Origin of the sequence: Acidovorax sp. sic0104, from assembly GCF_019219095.1 — a bacterium.
Classification (GTDB): Bacteria; Pseudomonadota; Gammaproteobacteria; order Burkholderiales; family Burkholderiaceae_C; genus Acidovorax.
This window is the reverse complement of sequence record NZ_JAHUWH010000026.1, coordinates 39,021-55,615: the sequence shown is the minus strand read 5'-3', so window position 1 is coordinate 55,615 and position 16,595 is coordinate 39,021. Positions and strand designations below refer to the sequence as shown.

The window sequence follows — 16,595 nt, the reverse complement described above, 5'->3', positions numbered from 1 at the left end:
CCACTTGTTCAACAACGGCCAGTTTGAAGGCCATCGTGTAGTCACGCTGCGTTCTCTTGATGCCTGTATCCATGGCGTTTCTTCCTTTCGAGCATGGAAAGGTGTCAACGCTGGGCAGGACGGGTCACCGCAATAAAAAAAGGCACTCCAGATGAGTGCCTTTTTTCATTTTCTCTGACTGTACTTTTGCACTAACTTGGCAAAGTTTGCATTTTCTCTGTCATTTGACAGGTCCGTAATAGTGCGTCTTACATCTCGGTCAGCCCGCGGCCGCACGGTTTGCAAGTACTGAGAATATTTGCAAGATCAATGAGAACCTACACTGGCTCACACATCAATATTCCCCGCCCGCAGCGCATTCGTCTCAATGAAGTCCCGCCGTGGCTCCACCTCATCCCCCATCAGCATCGTGAACACGCGGTCCGCCTCGATCGCATCGTCGATTTGCACCCGCAGCAAGCGCCGCACATTCGGGTCCATCGTCGTTTCCCACAGCTGCTCGGGGTTCATTTCGCCCAGACCCTTGTAGCGCTGGCGGCTGGTGGTGCGTTCGGCTTCGGAAATCAGCCACTTCATGGCCTGGCGGAAGTCGCCCACTTTTTCTTCCTTCTGCTTCTCGCCTTCGCCCCGCAGGGCCTTGGCGCCCTCGCCCAGCAGGCCGCGGAAGGTTTCGGCGGCTTCGGACAGGGCGGCGTAGTCGGCGCCGTGCACGAAGTCCTGCGTGATGACGCTGCTCTTGACGTTGCCATGGTGGCGGCGGCTGATGCGCAGGATGGGTTTGTCGGTGCGCACGTCGAATTCGCCGGCCACTTCGGCGGGCGTGCCGGTGGTGTTCAGTTCGCGCAGCTTGATCTGCAGGGCCACGGCGCTGGCTTCGGCTTCGGCCACGGTGTCGAGTTTCAGGCTCACGCCGTCGGCCACGGCGCGCAGGGCTTCGGCGTCCATGAAGTTGGACAGGCGGTGGATCACGCTTTCTGCGACCTGGTGCTTGCGCGCCAGTTCGGCCAGGGTGTCGCCGGCCAGCACTTGCGGGTTGGCGCCACCGGTGCTCACGCTGGCGTGGTTCAGTGCAATGCGCAGCAGGAAGCCGTCGAGCGCGGGGCCGTCCTTGAGGTACAGCTCTTCCTTGCCGGCCTTGACCTTGTACAGCGGTGGCTGCGCGATGTAGATGTGGCCGCGCTCGACCAGCTCGGGCATCTGGCGGTAGAAGAAGGTCAGCAGCAGGGTGCGGATGTGGGCGCCGTCGACGTCGGCGTCGGTCATGATGATGATGCGGTGGTAACGCAGCTTGGCCACGTCGAAGTCATCGCCCCCGGTGGTGCCGCCGGCCTTGCCGATGCCGGTGCCCAGGGCGGTGATCAGCGTCAGGATTTCGTTGCTGGTGAGCAGCTTTTCGTAGCGCGCCTTTTCCACGTTCAGGATCTTGCCGCGCAGGGGCAGGATGGCCTGGAACTTGCGGTCACGGCCTTGCTTGGCGGAGCCGCCGGCGGAGTCACCCTCGACGATGTAGATCTCGCACATGGCCGGGTCTTTTTCCTGGCAGTCGGCCAGTTTGCCGGGCAGGCCCATGCCGTCGAGCACGCCCTTGCGGCGGGTCATTTCGCGGGCCTTGCGAGCGGCTTCGCGGGCGCGGGCGGCTTCGACGATCTTGCCGCAGATGATCTTGGCGTCGTTGGGTTTCTCTTGCAGATAGTCGGTGAGCAGCTTGCCCACGATGTCTTCCACGGGGGCGCGCACTTCGCTCGACACCAGCTTGTCCTTGGTCTGGCTGCTGAACTTGGGCTCGGGCACCTTCACTGAGAGAACGCAGCACAGGCCTTCGCGCATGTCGTCGCCGGTGACTTCGACCTTGGCCTTCTTGGCCAGCTCGTTTTCTTCGATGTACTTGTTGATGACGCGGGTCATCGCTGCGCGCAGGCCGGTCAGGTGGGTGCCGCCGTCACGCTGGGGAATGTTGTTGGTGAAGCACAGCACCTGCTCGGTGTACGCGCTGTTCCACTGCATGGCCACTTCCACGCCAATGTGCGTGCCGGGGATGCCGCCATACGTTTCGGCCGGGCGCTCGCCTGCAGCGTAGAACGAGGTGGGGTGCAGGACGGTCTTGCCCTTGTTGATGAACTCGACAAAGCCGCGCACGCCACCGGCGCCCGAGAAGTCGTCTTCCTTGCCGCTGCGCTCGTCCTTCAGGCGGATGCGCACGCCGTTGTTCAGGAAGGACAGCTCGCGCAGGCGCTTGGCCAGGATCTCGTAGTGGAAGTCGTAGTTTTCCTTGAAGATCTCGGTGTCGGGCAAAAAGTGCACTTCGGTGCCGCGCTTTTCGGTTTCGCCAGTCACCTTCATGGGGCTGACTTCAAAGCCGTCCACGGTGTCGAGCAGGCGGTCCTGCACAAAGCCGCGGGCAAACTCGATCTGGTGCACCTTGCCTTCGCGGCGCACGGTCAGGCGCAGCCATTTGCTCAATGCGTTCACGCAGCTCACGCCCACGCCGTGCAGGCCGCCCGATACCTTGTAGCTGTTCTGATTGAACTTGCCGCCCGCATGCAGCTCGGTCAGCGCGATCTCGGCAGCACTGCGCTTGGGCTCGTGCTTGTCGTCCATCTTCACCCCGGTGGGGATGCCGCGGCCGTTGTCGGTGACGCTGATGGAGTTGTCGGTGTGGATGGTGACGACGATGTCGTCGCAGTGGCCGGCCAGGGCTTCGTCGATGGAGTTGTCCACCACCTCGAACACCAGGTGGTGCAGGCCGGTGCCGTCCGACGTGTCGCCGATGTACATGCCGGGGCGCTTGCGCACGGCCTCCAGGCCTTCGAGGATGGTGATGGAGCCTTCGCCGTAGCTCTCGCTCGCCCCGGCCTGGTTGGTGTCGATCTTGTTGGGAACAGGCTCACCCGTGCCGGTAGGTTCTTGCTCGGGCAGGTTGTTGTCAGCGGTCATGGTGGGCCTTGGGGTCCGCGGAAACCGGTGGGTTTCCAATAGTTTCAATGGTCAAATTGGGCTCTACCGCCTATCCAGTAAGCGCTAGTAGCTATCAATACGATAGTAAACAGGGTGCAGCTGCGTGGCTGTGCGGCAGGTGAGAGGGGCCGCCTCAGATGCGCATGGGCATCACCACGTACTTGAAGCTGTCGTTGTCGGGGATGGTCATCAGCGCGGAGCTGTTGCCGTCCGAAAGCTCCACCTTCACCATGTCCTGGCCCATGTTGGCCAGGGCGTCGATCAGGTAGGTGACGTTGAAGCCGATCTCGATGGTGTCGCCACCGTAGTCGATGTCGAGCTCGTCCACGGCCTCTTCCTGCTCGGCGTTGTTGGACGCGACGCGCAGGGTGCCGGGCTCCAGGTTCAGGCGCACGCCCTTGAACTTGTCGCTGGTCATGATGGCCGTGCGCTGCAGGCTGGCCAGCAGGGGGGCGCGGCCCAGGGTGATGCTGTTCTTGTGGTTCTTGGGGATCACGCGGTTGTAGTCGGGGAATTTGCCCTCGACCAGCTTCGTGACGAACTCCATGCCGCCGAAGGTGAACTTCGCCTGGTTGTTGGCGAACTGCATCTCGATGTGGGGCTGGTTCTCGCCGCCCGCGTCACTCAGCAGGCGCTGCAGCTCGATCACGGTCTTGCGCGGCAGGATGACTTCCTGCTTGGGCACTTCGACGTCCAGCGTGGCGCTGGCAAAGGCCAGGCGGTGGCCGTCGGTGGCCACGAGGGAGAGGGTCTTGCCCTCGGCCACGAACAGGATGCCGTTGAGGTAGTAGCGGATGTCCTGCACGGCCATCGCGAACGACACTTGGCTCAGCAGGTCCTTCAGCGTTTTTTGCGGCACGGCGAACACGGGGCCAAAGGCGGCCGACTCCTGCACCAGCGGGAAGTCTTCGGCGGGCAGGCTCTGCAGCGTGAAGCGGCTCTTGCCACCTTTCAAGACCAGCTTGGACTGTTGCGACTCCAGGCTCACGGTCTGGTCGCCGGGCATGGTGCGCAGGATGTCGATGAGCTTGCGCGCGCCCACGGTGGTGGTGAAGTCGCCGGTGTCGCCGCCCAGCTCGGCGGTGGTCCGGATCTGGATTTCGAGGTCGCTGGTCGTCAGCTGCAGGGCATTGCCCGTCTTGCGGATCAGCACATTGGCCAGGATGGGCAGCGTGTGCCGGCGCTCGACGATGCCAGCCACGGACTGCAGTACCGCGAGAACCTTGTCTTGTGTTGCCTTCAGGACGATCATGTCTTCAACCTCTTGTGGATTTTCTAAACCGGTGCATTGGCAGCGGCACGGGTGGTGCCCCCCCTGCTGCCCAATCCGTCATTTTGCCCTGTAAGAACGTGTTTGTTCCCTCGCGGGAGCGACGAACAAGTTCTTACAGAAGCGGGCTTACCGGAGCGCACGGGGTTTCAGCCTTTCAGGGTCTGCTCCAGCACGTGCAGCTGCTGGTTCAACTCGGTCAGCTGCTGGCGTTCGCCCGAAATCTTGCGAACGGCATGCAAAACGGTGGTGTGGTCGCGCCCGCCGAACAATTCTCCGATTTCGGGAAGGCTCTTTTGCGTCAACTCCTTGGCCAGGTACATCGCAATCTGGCGCGGGCGGGCAATGCTGGCCGGACGCTTCTTGCTGTACATGTCGGCGACCTTGATCTTGTAGTAGTCGGCCACCGTCTTCTGGATGTTTTCCACAGAAATCTGACGGTTCTGGATGGACAGCAGATCGCGCAGCGCCTCGCGGGCCAGCTGGATGGAAATCTCTTTTTGGTTGAAGCGCGAGTACGCGAGGATCTTGCGCAGCGCGCCTTCGAGTTCGCGCACGTTGGAGCGCACGTTCTTGGCGACGAAGAAGGCGACTTCCTCGGGCATCTCCGTGCCTTCGACGCGGGCCTTGTTGATCAGAATGGCCACGCGCATCTCGAGCTCGGGCGGCTCGATGGCCACCGTCAGGCCCGAATCGAAGCGCGAGACCAGCCGCTCGTGGATGTTGGCCAGGCCCTTGGGGTAGGTGTCCGACGTCATCACGATGTGCGACTTCTTGGCCAGCAGGGCCTCGAACGCGTTGAAGAATTCTTCCTGCGTGCGGTCCTTGTTGGCGAAGAACTGCACGTCGTCGATGAGCAACAGGTCGAGCGAGTGATAGCGCTCCTTGAACTCGTCGAAGGTGCGGCGCTGGTAGGCCTTAACCACATCCGACACGAACTGCTCGGCGTGGATGTAGAGAACTTTGGCGTCGGGCTTGTCCTGCAGCAGGCGGTTACCCACTGCGTGCACCAGGTGGGTCTTGCCCAGGCCCACGCCGCCGTAGATGAACAGCGGGTTGTAGAGGTGTCCTGGCATGCCCGCCACGTGCATGGCGGCCGAGCGCGCCATGCGGTTGGCCGTGCCCTCCACCAGGGTTTCGAACGTGAGGGCGGCGTTCAGCCGGTTGCGGAAGGCGCCGGAGGAGGCGTCGTCGCTGCTGGCGGCGGGCGATTCCGCGGGCTGCGGCGTATTCGATGGTTCTGCAGACGCTGGTCGAACGTAAGTGCGGGCAACGGATTCTCGCTGAGCGAGTGCTAACTCCAGAGTGACGGGCTGGCCGTACAGGCCCTCGAGCAACGATGCGATGCGGCCTGCGTATTGCGCACGAATCCAGTCAAGCTTGAAACGGTTGGCCACGAGCAGGGTGACTTTGGAGAAGTCCTCGGCCACCTGGGCGACGAGGGGCTTGATCCAGGTGTTGAACTGCTGCTCGGGCAGGTCTTGCGCCAGTTGTTCGATGCAGGCTTGCCACAGGCCCTGGCCGGCATCGGCGCTGGTCGACGGGTGGGGGCTGCGGGAGGGTTCCTCGGTCATTTCAGGGGAATTCTTGTTGTGGATAGGAGGAACGGGGCTGGGCGGGGGATTGTAGCTTGTCAAGGAGTTATCCACAATTTGCGGCGGGACTGCAGCCGGGTGATCCCCGGGGTTGAGTTTCGGCCTCGGGTGTGCTGTTCGTCCCCTTTGCCTGGCTCGCTGCAGGCCGCCGGACGGCAGCCTTGCTGTGTCCGGGCGGCGCGTGGAAGCGCTGCACCAGAAGCAGCCGCCAAGGCCCGCCAAGCCGAAAGGCATTGCCAGCTCAGCCCAAGCCTGCGATAATTTTGGGTTTCCCTGAATGTGTTCAGGGTGATTTGACCCGGCGCGCCGTTATTTCTGCCCCGTGGGTCTGCCGCCGACGTGCTGTTTCAGTCAGTACGCCACGGGCAGGCTGCAGGGGGTTCAAGAGCAGCAGTCCGGAACTGAACCTCAAGGAATAGCACCATGAAACGTACTTACCAGCCCTCCAAGACGCGCCGCGCGCGCACCCACGGTTTCCTCGTCCGCATGAAGACCCGCGGCGGCCGTGCCGTCATCAACGCACGCCGCGCCAAGGGCCGCAAGCGTCTGGCCGTCTAAGGCCGGCCAGGTCTGGGCCTGCATTTCGCTGCCCCGGTTTGCACCGCCAGGTACCAAACGGGGTGCATGCAGCATGCAACGGTTGAAAACCCGTCCGCAGTTCCAGGCCGCCATGGCGGGGGGCACTGTGTCCCGTACCGCCCATTTTGCGCTGCACCGCCTGGTGCTGGGCGCTGACGGCACTGCCACCGATGGCCGTGCCGTTGTTGCGTCTGGCCCCGGCACGTCATCCGTTGCCGGGTTGGAAGCGGCTCCGAACGCGCAGGCTGTGGCTGCAACAGCAGCTCGCTTGCCGACAGGGCCCGGCGCCTCGCCGCAGGCCCTGTTTGTGTTGTCCGGCGTGTGGTTGGGTGCCATGGTGCCCAAGCGCTGGGCTCGCCGTGCTGTCACGCGCAACACCATCAAGCGGCAGATCTACACCGTAGGCGCGACTTTCGAGGAGCGGCTCGCCCAGGTCGCGCCGCAGTCCGCCCATGTGGTGCGCCTGCGCAGCACGTTCGACCGAAAACAGTTCGTCAGTGCCACGTCCGACCAGCTCAGGCAGGCGGTGCGTGCCGAGTTGCTGCAGCTGTTCGGCCATGCGGCGAAGCGGCCGGGCGCGGGTGCCCAGGTTGCTGGCGGCCCGGGAAGCGGCAAAGGCGGAAAAACCCCCAGCGAGCCGCGGGTGTCGGCGGTTGCCCCATGATGCGGGCGCTGCTCATCGGCGTGGTCAAGGGCTATCGGCTGTTTCTCAGTCCGTGGCTGGGGTCTGCCTGCCGGTTCGAACCGACCTGTTCGGTGTATTCCCTCGAGGCGCTGGAGCGCCACGGTGCCGCCATGGGAAGTTACCTCACGGTGCGCAGACTGGTACGCTGCCACCCCTGGTGCGACGGGGGGCACGATCCGGTTCCTCCAGTCGCGCAGCACGATGTGCCGCGCCAGGAGCGGCTTTTTTCGCGGCTTTCTGATTCCAACACCCAACCATCCTCACCAAAGAAGTCTTCATGAACGACATTCGCCGCACCATCCTGTGGGTGATTTTTGGCTTTTCCATGGTTCTGCTGTGGGACAAGTGGCAACTGCACAACGGCAACAAGGCCACGTTTTTCCCGAGCGCCACGGAGGTGACGGCACCCGCACCGGCCGGCGGTGCATCCAGCGCGGCTGGCGCGGCCAGCGTGCCGTCGTCGTCCAGCGTTCCTGTGGCGGCTGCCGCTGCCCAGGGCGCATCGTCGGTGCCGGGCCAGCCCGCTCCAGCGGCCGCCCCGGCAGCGCGTGAACGCGTGCAGGTGACCACCGATGTGTACCGCCTGACGTTCGACAGCGAAGGCGGCTCGCTCACCCATGCCGAGCTGCTCAAGCACGCCGACATGGCGGACAAGGCCCGCAACTTCCTGCTGCTGGACGAGAGCGCACAGCGCGTCTACGTGGCGCAGACGGGCCTGATCGGCGGCAACTTCCCCACGCACAAGACCCCGATGACGGTGGTGCCCGGCCCGCGCGAGCTCAAGGACGGCCAGGACGAACTCAGCATCCGCTTCGAATCGCCCGACCTGGGCGGCCTGAAGCTGGCCAAGACCTGGACGATCAAGCGCGGTGTCTACGACATCGCCGTCAAGCACGAGGTGGTCAACACCGGCACTGCGGCCGTGTCGCCGCAGCTGTACTTCCAGCTGGTGCGTGACGGCAACAAGCCGCCGGGCGAGTCGTCGTTCTACTCCACCTTCACCGGCCCAGCGGTCTACACCGAAGCCAAGAAGTACCAGAAGATCGAGTTCAAGGACATCGAGAACGGCAAGGTCGACATCCCCAAGGATTCGCCCAACGGCTACGTGGCCATGGTGCAGCACTACTTTGCCACGGCCTGGCTGCTGGCCGACGGCACGCAGCGCGAGCTGTTCACCCGCAAGGTCGACACCAACCTGTACTCCGTGGGCATGCTCACGTCGCTGGGCGCCATCGAGCCCGGCGCGAGCAAGACCGTGGACGCGCGCCTGTTCGCCGGCCCGCAGGTCGAGACCATGATGGAAAAGCTGTACCCCGGCCTGGAGCTGGTCAAGGACTACGGCTGGCTGACCATCTTGTCCAAGCCGCTGTACTGGCTGCTGGACCAGCTGCACAAGCTCTTGAACAACTGGGGCTGGTCCATCGTGGCGCTGGTGCTGCTGCTCAAGATCGCGTTCTACTGGCTCAATGCGAAGGCCTACGCCAGCATGGCCAAGATGAAGGCCATCAATCCCAAGATCATGGAGATGCGCGAGCGCCTGAAGGACAAGCCGCAGCAGATGCAGCAGGAGATGATGCGCATCTACCGCGAGGAGAAGGTCAACCCCATGGGCGGCTGCTTCCCCATCATGGTCCAGATCCCCGTGTTCATCGCCCTGTACTGGGTGCTTCTGTCCAGCGTGGAAATGCGCAACGCGCCGTGGATCGGCTGGATCCACGACCTGTCGGCACCCGACCCGTTCTTCATCCTGCCGCTCCTGATGACGCTGTCGTCGCTGCTGCAGACAGCCCTGAACCCTGCGCCGCCAGACCCGCTGCAGGCCAAGATGATGTGGTTCATGCCGCTGATCTTCAGTGTGATGTTCTTCTTCTTCCCGGCCGGCCTGGTGCTGTACTGGCTGACCAACAACATCTTGTCGATCGCGCAGCAGTGGCTTATCAACACCCGCATGGGCGTGCCGCCGCAATTTAACTTGCCTAGCTTCAAGTGACCTTGAGTCGCTGAGACAGCACGAACCCCGAAGGCCGCGCAAGCGGCCTTTTTCATTCCACCCGCACCCCACCCTTGTAAAGTCGCCCCCATGCTTGCCCGCCACCAGGACCCCATCGTCGCCATCGCCACCGCTCCGGGCCGGGGTGCCGTCGGCATCGTGCGGGTGTCGGGCCGCGCCATCGGTGGGCTGGTGCAGGCGCTGTGCGGCCGGGCGCTCAAGCCCCGCGAGGCCACCTACCTGCCCTTTCGGGATGCACAGGGGCAGGCCATCGACCAGGGGCTGGCGCTGTACTTTCCCGGCCCGCACAGCTACACCGGCGAGGACGTGCTGGAGCTGCAGGCCCACGGCGGCCCCGTGGTGCTTCAGCTGCTGCTGGCCCGCTGCCTGCAGGCGGGTAGCGCGACCAACGCCGCCACCGGCCAGCCTTGCCTGCCCGGCCTGCGCGTGGCGCAACCGGGCGAGTTCACCGAACGCGCCTTCCTGAACGACAAGATCGACCTGGCCCAGGCCGAGGCCATCGCCGACCTGATCGACGCGAGCACCGAGGCGGCGGCCCGCAGCGCCAGCCGGTCGCTGACGGGCGCGTTCTCGGCGGAGATCCATGGCCTGCGCGACGCGCTCATCCACCTGCGCATGCTGGTGGAGGCCACGCTCGACTTTCCGGAAGAAGAAATCGACTTCCTGCGCAAGGCCGACGCGCACGGGCAGCTATCGAATCTGCAGCAGACGCTGGCGTCGGTGATGCAGCGCGCACGCCAGGGCGCGCTGCTGCGCGAGGGCATCAAGGTGGTCATCGCCGGCCAGCCCAATGCAGGCAAGAGCTCGCTGCTCAACGCGCTGGCCGGGGCCGAGCTGGCCATCGTCACGCCAATTGCGGGCACCACGCGCGACAAGGTCCAGCAGACCATCCAGATCGAGGGCGTGCCGCTGCACATCATCGACACCGCAGGCCTGCGGGACAGCGACGACGAGGTGGAGCGCATCGGCATCGCCCGCGCGTGGGATGAGATCGCCGGGGCTGATGCCGTGCTCTTCCTGCACGACCTGCAGCGCATGAATGCTACTGAATACATAGCAGCAGACGTAGGCATAGCAAGCGCGCTGGCCCGAAAACTGCCTGATTCGATCCCGGTCATCGACGTCTGGAACAAGCTTGATAGCGCGCCGCAAGCGGCCGTCCACCCGGCGGGCGGCGATACCCGGCCGGGAGTGCGCCTGTCGGCGCGCACCGGCGAGGGGCTGGACGGCCTGCGGCGCATCCTGCTGGACGTGGCGGGCTGGCAGTCCGCGCCCGAAGGCATCTACATCGCCCGCGCCCGGCACGTCGAAGCGCTGCAGGCCGTGGGCCTGCACCTGCAGGAGGCTGCGGGCCAACTGGCCGCGCAAGGTCCTGCTCTGGACCTGCTGGCCGAAGAACTGCGCCTGGCACAGAACGCACTGAGCGCGATCACCGGAGAGTTCACGTCGGACGACTTGCTGGGCGTGATCTTCTCCAGCTTCTGCATCGGGAAGTGAAGAAGGCGCATCGGCGCTCGGATTGGTACGGGCTCGGGCATTCGGAACAGAGGGTGCGAAAGACTGCCGCGCGCCTGCGTCGTTCCGTAGAACAACCCCAAGCCACCGCTTGTCGCCAATGTTGTAAACGGACGTAAACAGCGCTTGTCTCCCATCTGTAACAAGGGTAGCTTCGCGCTCCATGAACGTTTCTTCTCCACTGGCTCCCAAGGTTGATCTGCAGGGCCTGATCGACGCCATCGCGCAGGCCAGCGCCGATGACAGCATGACCAACCCCTTGACCCAGGCGCAGTGGGACATTCTGTCGTCGTACCTGCTGCCCGTGGTGATGCCTGCCGGGCAGGTGCTGTTCTCCCAGGGAGCGACGGACCGAACGCTGTACCTCGTGGAAAGCGGCAGCCTGAGTGTTCATTACCAAGACGAGAAGGAGCGGCTGCGGCTGGCCATAGTGGGGGCTGGCTCCGTGGTGGGTGAAGGCGCATTCTTCTCGCACCGCACGCGCAGCGCCACAGTGCAGGCCAGCGCGCCCTGCAAGCTGTGGAGCCTTCCCGCCATTCGTTTTACGGAACTCACCAACCGCCAGCCCGCCATTGCGCTGGGCCTGGCGATGGCGGCCGGGGCTGTGCTGGCCAAGCGGCTGGGCAACCGCCGCCGCCGCGTTGCAGCTACCTGACAGCGGTACAGGTGCGAGCGCGGCATACGGGGTTTTGCGAAGCCGGGGCGCGTGTACAGCGCGTTACACTCAATTTGGTTTTTCCCGGGCGCCCTCTGTAGAAAGCAAGTCATGTCCCTGTTCAGCTGGTTCAGCCGCAAACCTGCTCCTCCCAAGCCCCGCCCGGTCGCCGAGCCCTCGGGTCTGCTCAATGCCGATGCCACCGTGCCCCTGTCCCCGGGACGCCAGGGCAAGCCACTGCTGGATCCCCAGCCCGCAGACCACGCGGCCAACCGCAAGAACGAACGCATGGAACGGCGCGAGTTGCTGTACACCGTTGTGCGCGATGCCATGGTGCGCGCCGGCGTGCTGTCTGCCAGCTACAAGTTCAAGGTGCTTTCGCTGGACCAGCGAGGCCGACAGTTTCTGGTGATGATGGACCTGGCCCGTGAATACGGCGGCGAGACCGTTCGCCTGTCCGAGATCGAAGCGCTGATTGCCCAGACCGCAAAGACCCGCTATGACATCCTCGTGACGGCGGTGTATTGGCGCATCAACGACCACGTGGCTGTCGGCATACCGCAAAAAGGCGTGGCGCCGCTGGGTGCCTCGCTGCAGGCTGCCCCCGCCCCAGGAGCGCGCCGGCCAGCCCCGGTGATCACCTCCACCCAACCGCCGCTGCCAGCGCCCACGCTGGCACGTGGCGCGGGCGCAGTGCCGGTAGCGCCAGCCGCAGCAACCAGCACAGCGCCGGCTGTGCCCCCCGCCGCAGCGCCCGTACAAGCTGCAGTGGCGGCGCCGCGGCCGGCGGCACCCACACTCCCGGCGCAGGCCACGGCCCCTGCACCCCTGCTTCCTGCAGCTCCCGCCCCGGTGGCGCGCACATCGCCACGCTTTGAGCCTATCGAGGCGGATGAGGTGGCGGCCTTCAAGCGCGCACTGGCCAATGCGGCAGGCGCTGGCACCGCGGCGCCTGCCGCTACCGCCGCAGCTGCCAGGCCGGGTGTTCCGGTGCGCTCGGGTCCGCTGCTGCCCCCGTCACACCACACAGGTTTCGAAGATACCGAGATGCCTGGTTCGGACAGCCCCGCGCCCGACTTGAGCAGTACCCAGTACGGCGAGCTGAACTGACCCGGGGGCAGCGGGGGCCCCGCTCCGGACGAAAATCAACCCCCAAGCTGCAATGCCTTGGACAGGCCTCAGGCTGCGCGTACGCGGGGCGCCGTGCGCCAGGGGAGCTTCACGGTCGAGCCCGCAGCCCTTGCTTGCAAGGTGGCGGATGCTCAAACGCAAAACCATCCCCATGCCGTCCGGCCCGGACGGTCTCAATGCCCGGCGAAATCCACCAGCGTGTAGAGCGGCAGCCCGCCATCGCGCAGGCGCTGCGATCCGCCCAGCTCCGGCAGGTCCACGATGGCGGCGCCTTCGGTGACGGTGGCACCGAGCTTCTCCAGCAGCTTCTTGCCCGCCATCATCGTGCCGCCCGTGGCGATCAGGTCATCGATCAGAAGCACGCGGTCGCCCGCTTTCACGGCGTCGGTGTGCAGCTCCACGGTGGCGCTGCCGTACTCGAGCTCGTAGGTTTCCTCCACGGTGGTGAAAGGCAGCTTGCCCTTCTTGCGGATGGGCACGAACCCCACGTTGAGCTCGTACGCCACCACGGCGCCCAGGATGAAGCCGCGCGCGTCCAGCCCTGCCACGACATCGGGCCGCAGGGCCTTGTCCATGTAGCGGTGAACGAACGCGTCGATGAGCACGCGAAACACCTTGGGATCCTGCAGCAATGGCGTGATGTCGCGAAACTGCACGCCCGGAGCCGGCCAGTCGGGCACGGTGCGGATGTGCTGGCGAAGGTAGTCGTTGACGCTGAGTGGTTGCATGGCGGGCGGGATGTTGGAAACAGTGCGGGGGGAAGGGCGGTCATCTGCCGTTCCCAGGTGTCGGCTGCGCGCGTAGCGCGCACACGTGGCACGGTAGGCCGTTGGACGAGGCAGGAGTGTAAACATGCATCACCGCCGCGCGATACAGATCGCATGCGGGGCTGTCAACCGCCATAATGTTTCCTTGTTGTTACAACATCCTGCCGGCATTCTCTGCGGTACGTTCCTTAAACGAAGATAGGCACATGCCCATCACCGTCCTGCTGATCGAAAGTGACCACTCCCACGGGCAGGCGGTCGCGGATGCCTTGGCGGACCCCTGGTCGGGGTGGCAGGTGGATGTGGTGGCCTCGCAGGCGGACGCGGTGAACTACCTGGGACACAAGCGTCCCGACATCGTTCTGGCGGCGCAGCGCACCGTGGGTGGCTCCGCCTTTGACCTGCTGCAGTCACTGGACGGCATTCCTGCCATGATCCTGGTGCGCGCAGGGGCCGAGACGCACGCGGCGCAGGCCATGCGCTATGGCTTCGAAGACTTCGCTGTGCAGGATCCTGCGCTCGACTACCTGCTGACCCTGCCCGCGCAGATCGACACGGTGCTCGAGCGCTGCTCCAGCGCACGCGCCCGCGACGTGGCCGAAGCCATGCTGGCCCGACAGCACCGCCTGCTGCAGGCCATCTCGCGCGCGCAGGCCATGTTCATCGCAAGCTCAGGGCCGCGCGCCGCGTTCGATGCGCTGCTCAAGGAGCTGATGTCGCTCACGCACAGCGCCTTCGGCCTGGTGGGGCAGGTGGTGCATGCCGAGGACGGCCATCCGTTCCTGCGCGTGCATGCCATGACGGACATCAGCTGGGACGACGCCTCCCGCGCCCTCTACGCCCAGCACGCCGAGGACGGCATGGTGTTCGACAAACCGCTTTCGCTGCTGGGCGCAGCGTTGCTGTCCGGCGAGCCCGTGCTCACCAACGACGCGTGCAATGACCCGCGCAGCACCGGCACGCCGCCGGGCCACCCTAGCCTGCGCACCTACCTGGGCTTGCCGATCCGCGCGGCGGGCGAGCTGGTCGCCATGGTCGGGCTGGCCAACCGCGAAGAGGGCTATTCGCAGGCCGATGTGGATTTTCTGCAGCCCCTGCTCAACACCATCGGCCAGCTGGAGACCGCCCGCCGCGCCGAGCTGGCCCGCCGCCAGGTCGAGGCCGAACTGGAGCGCACCAGCGCCCTGCTGGTGGACAAGACCCGTGCGCTGGAGTCCACGCTGGCCAGCGTCTCCCAGGGCATCACCAACGTGGATGCCGAGGGCCGCATTCGGGTCTACAACCGCCGCTACCTGGAGCTGCTGGACCTGCCCGAGGAACTGCTGGCCACGCAGCCGCGGTTCGAAGAGGTGGTGCGCTTCCAGACCGAGCGTGGCGACTTTGGTCCGGGCTTCCAGTTCATCGAGCCCATGGCGCGCAGCTATGTGTCGGCGCAATCCGATCCACCCGATGGCAACGTCACGATGCCGTCCACCTACGTGCGGCGCACACACACCGGCCGCTACATCGAGGTGCGCACGCGCGGCCTGGAGCAAGGTGGGCGCGTGCGCACGTTCACCGACGTCACCGACTACCTCAGCACCCTGGAGGCCCTGCGCCTGAGCGAGGCGCGCTGGCGCAGTCTCACGCAGCTGTCGTCGGACTGGTACTGGGAACAGGACGCGCAGTTCCGCTTCGTGCGGCTGGACGGCAACCCGTATCGCGAGGCCGGGGTTCCCGATGAAATGCACTATGGCCGCACGCGCTGGGAGCTGCCCAACACCTTCGTGACGGACGGGCAATGGCGAGAGCACCGCGAAAAGCTGGAAGCCCACGAGGTGTTCCACGACTTCGAGATGCACCGCCTGACGGAAGACGGCAAACAGGTGTGGGTGTCGATCAGCGGCGAGCCCATCTTCGACATCGAGGGCCGCTTCACCGGCTACCGCGGCGTGGCGCGCGACATTACCGAGCGCAAGATGGCCGAGGCCGAGATCCAGCGCCTGGCCTTCTACGACGAACTCACCGCCCTGCCCAACCGGCGCCTGCTGATGGACCGGCTGGAACGCGCCGTCACGGCCTGTGCGCGCGACGGCTGCCACGGCGCGCTGCTGTTCCTGGACCTCGACAACTTCAAAGGCGTCAACGACACCATGGGCCATGAGTGGGGCGACCGGCTGCTGGTGCAGGTAGGCCACCGCATCTCTGCCTGCGTGCGTGCCACCGACACCGTGGCGCGCCTGGGCGGTGACGAGTTCGTGGTGGTGATCCAGGGCCTGCACGCCCACGCGGACGAAGCCGCCGCCGAAGCCGAGGCCGTGGCGCAGAAGGTGCTGGCCTCGCTCAACCAGCCCTACATGGTGCAGGGCAGCGAGGTGCACAGCACGCCCAGCATCGGCATCGCGCTGTTCCGCGATGTGGAGCTGCCGGTGCAGGAACTGCTCAAGCGCGCCGACCTGGCCATGTACCAGGCCAAGGCCCAGGGCCGCAACACACTGTGCTTCTTCGACCCCGCCATGCAGGCCGCAGCGTCGGCGCGTTCGGCGCTGGAGGGCGACATCCGACAGGGCATCCTGCGCAACGAGTTCGTGCTGCACTACCAGCCCGTGGTGAACGAGTCCGGCCAGGTGCTGGGCGCCGAGGCCCTGGTGCGCTGGAACCACCCGCAGCGCGGCATGGTGCCGCCGGGGGAATTCATCTCGCTGGCCGAACAGACCGGCCTCATCCTGCCGCTGGGCCGGCAGGTGCTGGGCATGGCCTGCGCGCAGCTGGCGCGCTGGGCGGGCACGCCGCACACGGCCGAATGGAGCGTGGCCGTGAACGTGAGCGCGCAAGAATTCCGCCAGGCCGACTTCGTGCGGGAGGTGCTGGCCGTGTTGCACAGCTCGGGCGCCGACCCGCGCAAGCTCAAGCTGGAACTCACCGAAAGCCTGCTGCTGCAGGACGTGGAGGACAGCATCTCCAAGATGCAGGCGCTGCGCACGCTGGGCGTGGGGTTCTCGCTGGACGACTTTGGCACCGGCTACTCGTCCCTGTCCTACCTCAAGCGCCTGCCGCTTGATCAGCTCAAGATCGATCAGAGCTTCGTGCGCGACGTGCTCACGGACCCCAACGACGCCACCATCGCCTGCACCATCATCACCCTGGCCCACAGCCTGGGCCTGGACGTGGTCGCCGAAGGCGTGGAAACCGAAGGCCAGCGCGACTTTTTGCTGCGCAACGGATGCCAGCGCTTCCAGGGCTACTTCTTTGGTCGGCCCGGACCGGCAGAATTGTTGTGATTGCTATATAAAAGATAGCTATTGGCGCTTGATAAGCAAGCGCCAGAGGCTGTTTTTGCCATCAATTCGCCACAGCGGGCAAGACAGGCACGCCCCCGGCCAGCGACCGCCGCGCAAGGGCCGCCCCGCCGCGCTGGCGGTGTCCCCCTTCCCGAATGGCGCAGCCGTTCGA

12 protein-coding genes are annotated in these 16,595 nt (G+C 65.3%); 8 read left to right on the top strand and 4 right to left on the bottom strand.

Going from position 1 to position 16,595, the window contains the following annotated elements; all coding sequences use genetic code 11:
• Window positions 1–327 precede the first annotated feature (327 nt).
• The 3 genes from gyrB to dnaA form a co-directional block, all read right to left on the bottom strand.
• Entirely contained in the window at window positions 328–2,934 is a 2,607-nt protein-coding gene (gene gyrB, locus KW835_RS25190; protein ID WP_218387494.1) for a DNA topoisomerase (ATP-hydrolyzing) subunit B, read from the bottom strand.
• 154 nt (window positions 2,935–3,088) lie between these two features.
• Window positions 3,089–4,207, bottom strand: a complete 1,119-nt coding sequence (gene dnaN, locus KW835_RS25185; RefSeq protein ID WP_218387493.1) for a DNA polymerase III subunit beta — start codon at window positions 4,205–4,207, stop codon at window positions 3,089–3,091.
• A 167-nt stretch (window positions 4,208–4,374) separates the two neighbouring features.
• Window positions 4,375–5,799 carry a chromosomal replication initiator protein DnaA gene (dnaA, locus tag KW835_RS25180; RefSeq protein ID WP_218387492.1) on the bottom strand — a complete coding sequence of 475 codons (1,425 nt, stop codon included), beginning with the start codon at window positions 5,797–5,799 and terminating at the stop codon, window positions 4,375–4,377.
• A 444-nt stretch (window positions 5,800–6,243) separates the two neighbouring features.
• Between dnaA and rpmH the strand changes: the two genes are divergently transcribed.
• The 7 genes from rpmH to KW835_RS25145 all read left to right on the top strand — a co-directional run bounded on the left by rpmH (window position 6,244) and on the right by KW835_RS25145 (window position 12,375).
• On the top strand, window positions 6,244–6,378 hold the full coding sequence (gene rpmH, locus KW835_RS25175; RefSeq protein WP_005798102.1) for a 50S ribosomal protein L34: 135 nt from the start codon (window positions 6,244–6,246) through the stop codon (window positions 6,376–6,378).
• Between the two features lie 73 nt (window positions 6,379–6,451).
• Window positions 6,452–7,063: a ribonuclease P protein component gene (locus KW835_RS25170; protein WP_218387491.1), complete on the top strand. Its 612-nt coding sequence runs from the start codon at window positions 6,452–6,454 to the stop codon at window positions 7,061–7,063.
• Entirely contained in the window at window positions 7,060–7,365 is a 306-nt protein-coding gene (gene yidD / locus KW835_RS25165; RefSeq protein ID WP_218387490.1) for a membrane protein insertion efficiency factor YidD, read from the top strand. Before KW835_RS25170 ends, yidD begins: the two co-directional genes overlap by 4 nt.
• Complete coding sequence (gene yidC / locus KW835_RS25160) at window positions 7,362–9,074, top strand: membrane protein insertase YidC (protein ID WP_218387488.1); 1,713 nt, start codon at window positions 7,362–7,364, stop codon at window positions 9,072–9,074. Before yidD ends, yidC begins: the two co-directional genes overlap by 4 nt.
• A gap of 90 nt (window positions 9,075–9,164) precedes the next feature.
• Window positions 9,165–10,592, top strand: coding sequence for a tRNA uridine-5-carboxymethylaminomethyl(34) synthesis GTPase MnmE (mnmE, locus tag KW835_RS25155; RefSeq protein ID WP_218387486.1), 1,428 nt, complete (start codon window positions 9,165–9,167; stop codon window positions 10,590–10,592).
• 181 nt (window positions 10,593–10,773) lie between these two features.
• Window positions 10,774–11,265: a Crp/Fnr family transcriptional regulator gene (locus KW835_RS25150; RefSeq protein ID WP_218387484.1), complete on the top strand. Its 492-nt coding sequence runs from the start codon at window positions 10,774–10,776 to the stop codon at window positions 11,263–11,265.
• Window positions 11,266–11,376: 111 nt separating this feature from the next.
• On the top strand, window positions 11,377–12,375 hold the full coding sequence (locus tag KW835_RS25145) for a hypothetical protein (RefSeq protein WP_218387482.1): 999 nt from the start codon (window positions 11,377–11,379) through the stop codon (window positions 12,373–12,375).
• A 194-nt stretch (window positions 12,376–12,569) separates the two neighbouring features.
• On the opposite strand, the gene KW835_RS25140 is transcribed toward KW835_RS25145, so the two are convergent.
• Entirely contained in the window at window positions 12,570–13,124 is a 555-nt protein-coding gene (locus tag KW835_RS25140; RefSeq protein WP_218387480.1) for an adenine phosphoribosyltransferase, read from the bottom strand.
• 245 nt (window positions 13,125–13,369) lie between these two features.
• On the opposite strand from KW835_RS25140, the gene KW835_RS25135 reads away from it, so the two are divergent.
• Complete coding sequence (locus KW835_RS25135) at window positions 13,370–16,423, top strand: EAL domain-containing protein (protein WP_218387478.1); 3,054 nt, start codon at window positions 13,370–13,372, stop codon at window positions 16,421–16,423.
• Window positions 16,424–16,595: the final 172 nt, after the last annotated feature.

What these genes read in the sequence shown, in the direction of transcription:
- gyrB (WP_218387494.1), bottom strand. Translation starts at nt 2,934, where the DNA reads ATGACCGCTGACAACAACCTGCCCGAGCAAGAACCTACCGGCACGGGT.
- KW835_RS25170 (WP_218387491.1), top strand. Translation starts at nt 6,452, where the DNA reads ATGCAACGGTTGAAAACCCGTCCGCAGTTCCAGGCCGCCATGGCGGGG.
- mnmE (WP_218387486.1), top strand. Translation starts at nt 9,165, where the DNA reads ATGCTTGCCCGCCACCAGGACCCCATCGTCGCCATCGCCACCGCTCCG.
- rpmH (WP_005798102.1), top strand. Translation starts at nt 6,244, where the DNA reads ATGAAACGTACTTACCAGCCCTCCAAGACGCGCCGCGCGCGCACCCAC.
- yidC (WP_218387488.1), top strand. Translation starts at nt 7,362, where the DNA reads ATGAACGACATTCGCCGCACCATCCTGTGGGTGATTTTTGGCTTTTCC.
- KW835_RS25140 (WP_218387480.1), bottom strand. Translation starts at nt 13,124, where the DNA reads ATGCAACCACTCAGCGTCAACGACTACCTTCGCCAGCACATCCGCACC.
- dnaN (WP_218387493.1), bottom strand. Translation starts at nt 4,207, where the DNA reads ATGATCGTCCTGAAGGCAACACAAGACAAGGTTCTCGCGGTACTGCAG.
- yidD (WP_218387490.1), top strand. Translation starts at nt 7,060, where the DNA reads ATGATGCGGGCGCTGCTCATCGGCGTGGTCAAGGGCTATCGGCTGTTT.
- dnaA (WP_218387492.1), bottom strand. Translation starts at nt 5,799, where the DNA reads ATGACCGAGGAACCCTCCCGCAGCCCCCACCCGTCGACCAGCGCCGAT.
- KW835_RS25135 (WP_218387478.1), top strand. Translation starts at nt 13,370, where the DNA reads ATGCCCATCACCGTCCTGCTGATCGAAAGTGACCACTCCCACGGGCAG.
- KW835_RS25145 (WP_218387482.1), top strand. Translation starts at nt 11,377, where the DNA reads ATGTCCCTGTTCAGCTGGTTCAGCCGCAAACCTGCTCCTCCCAAGCCC.
- KW835_RS25150 (WP_218387484.1), top strand. Translation starts at nt 10,774, where the DNA reads ATGAACGTTTCTTCTCCACTGGCTCCCAAGGTTGATCTGCAGGGCCTG.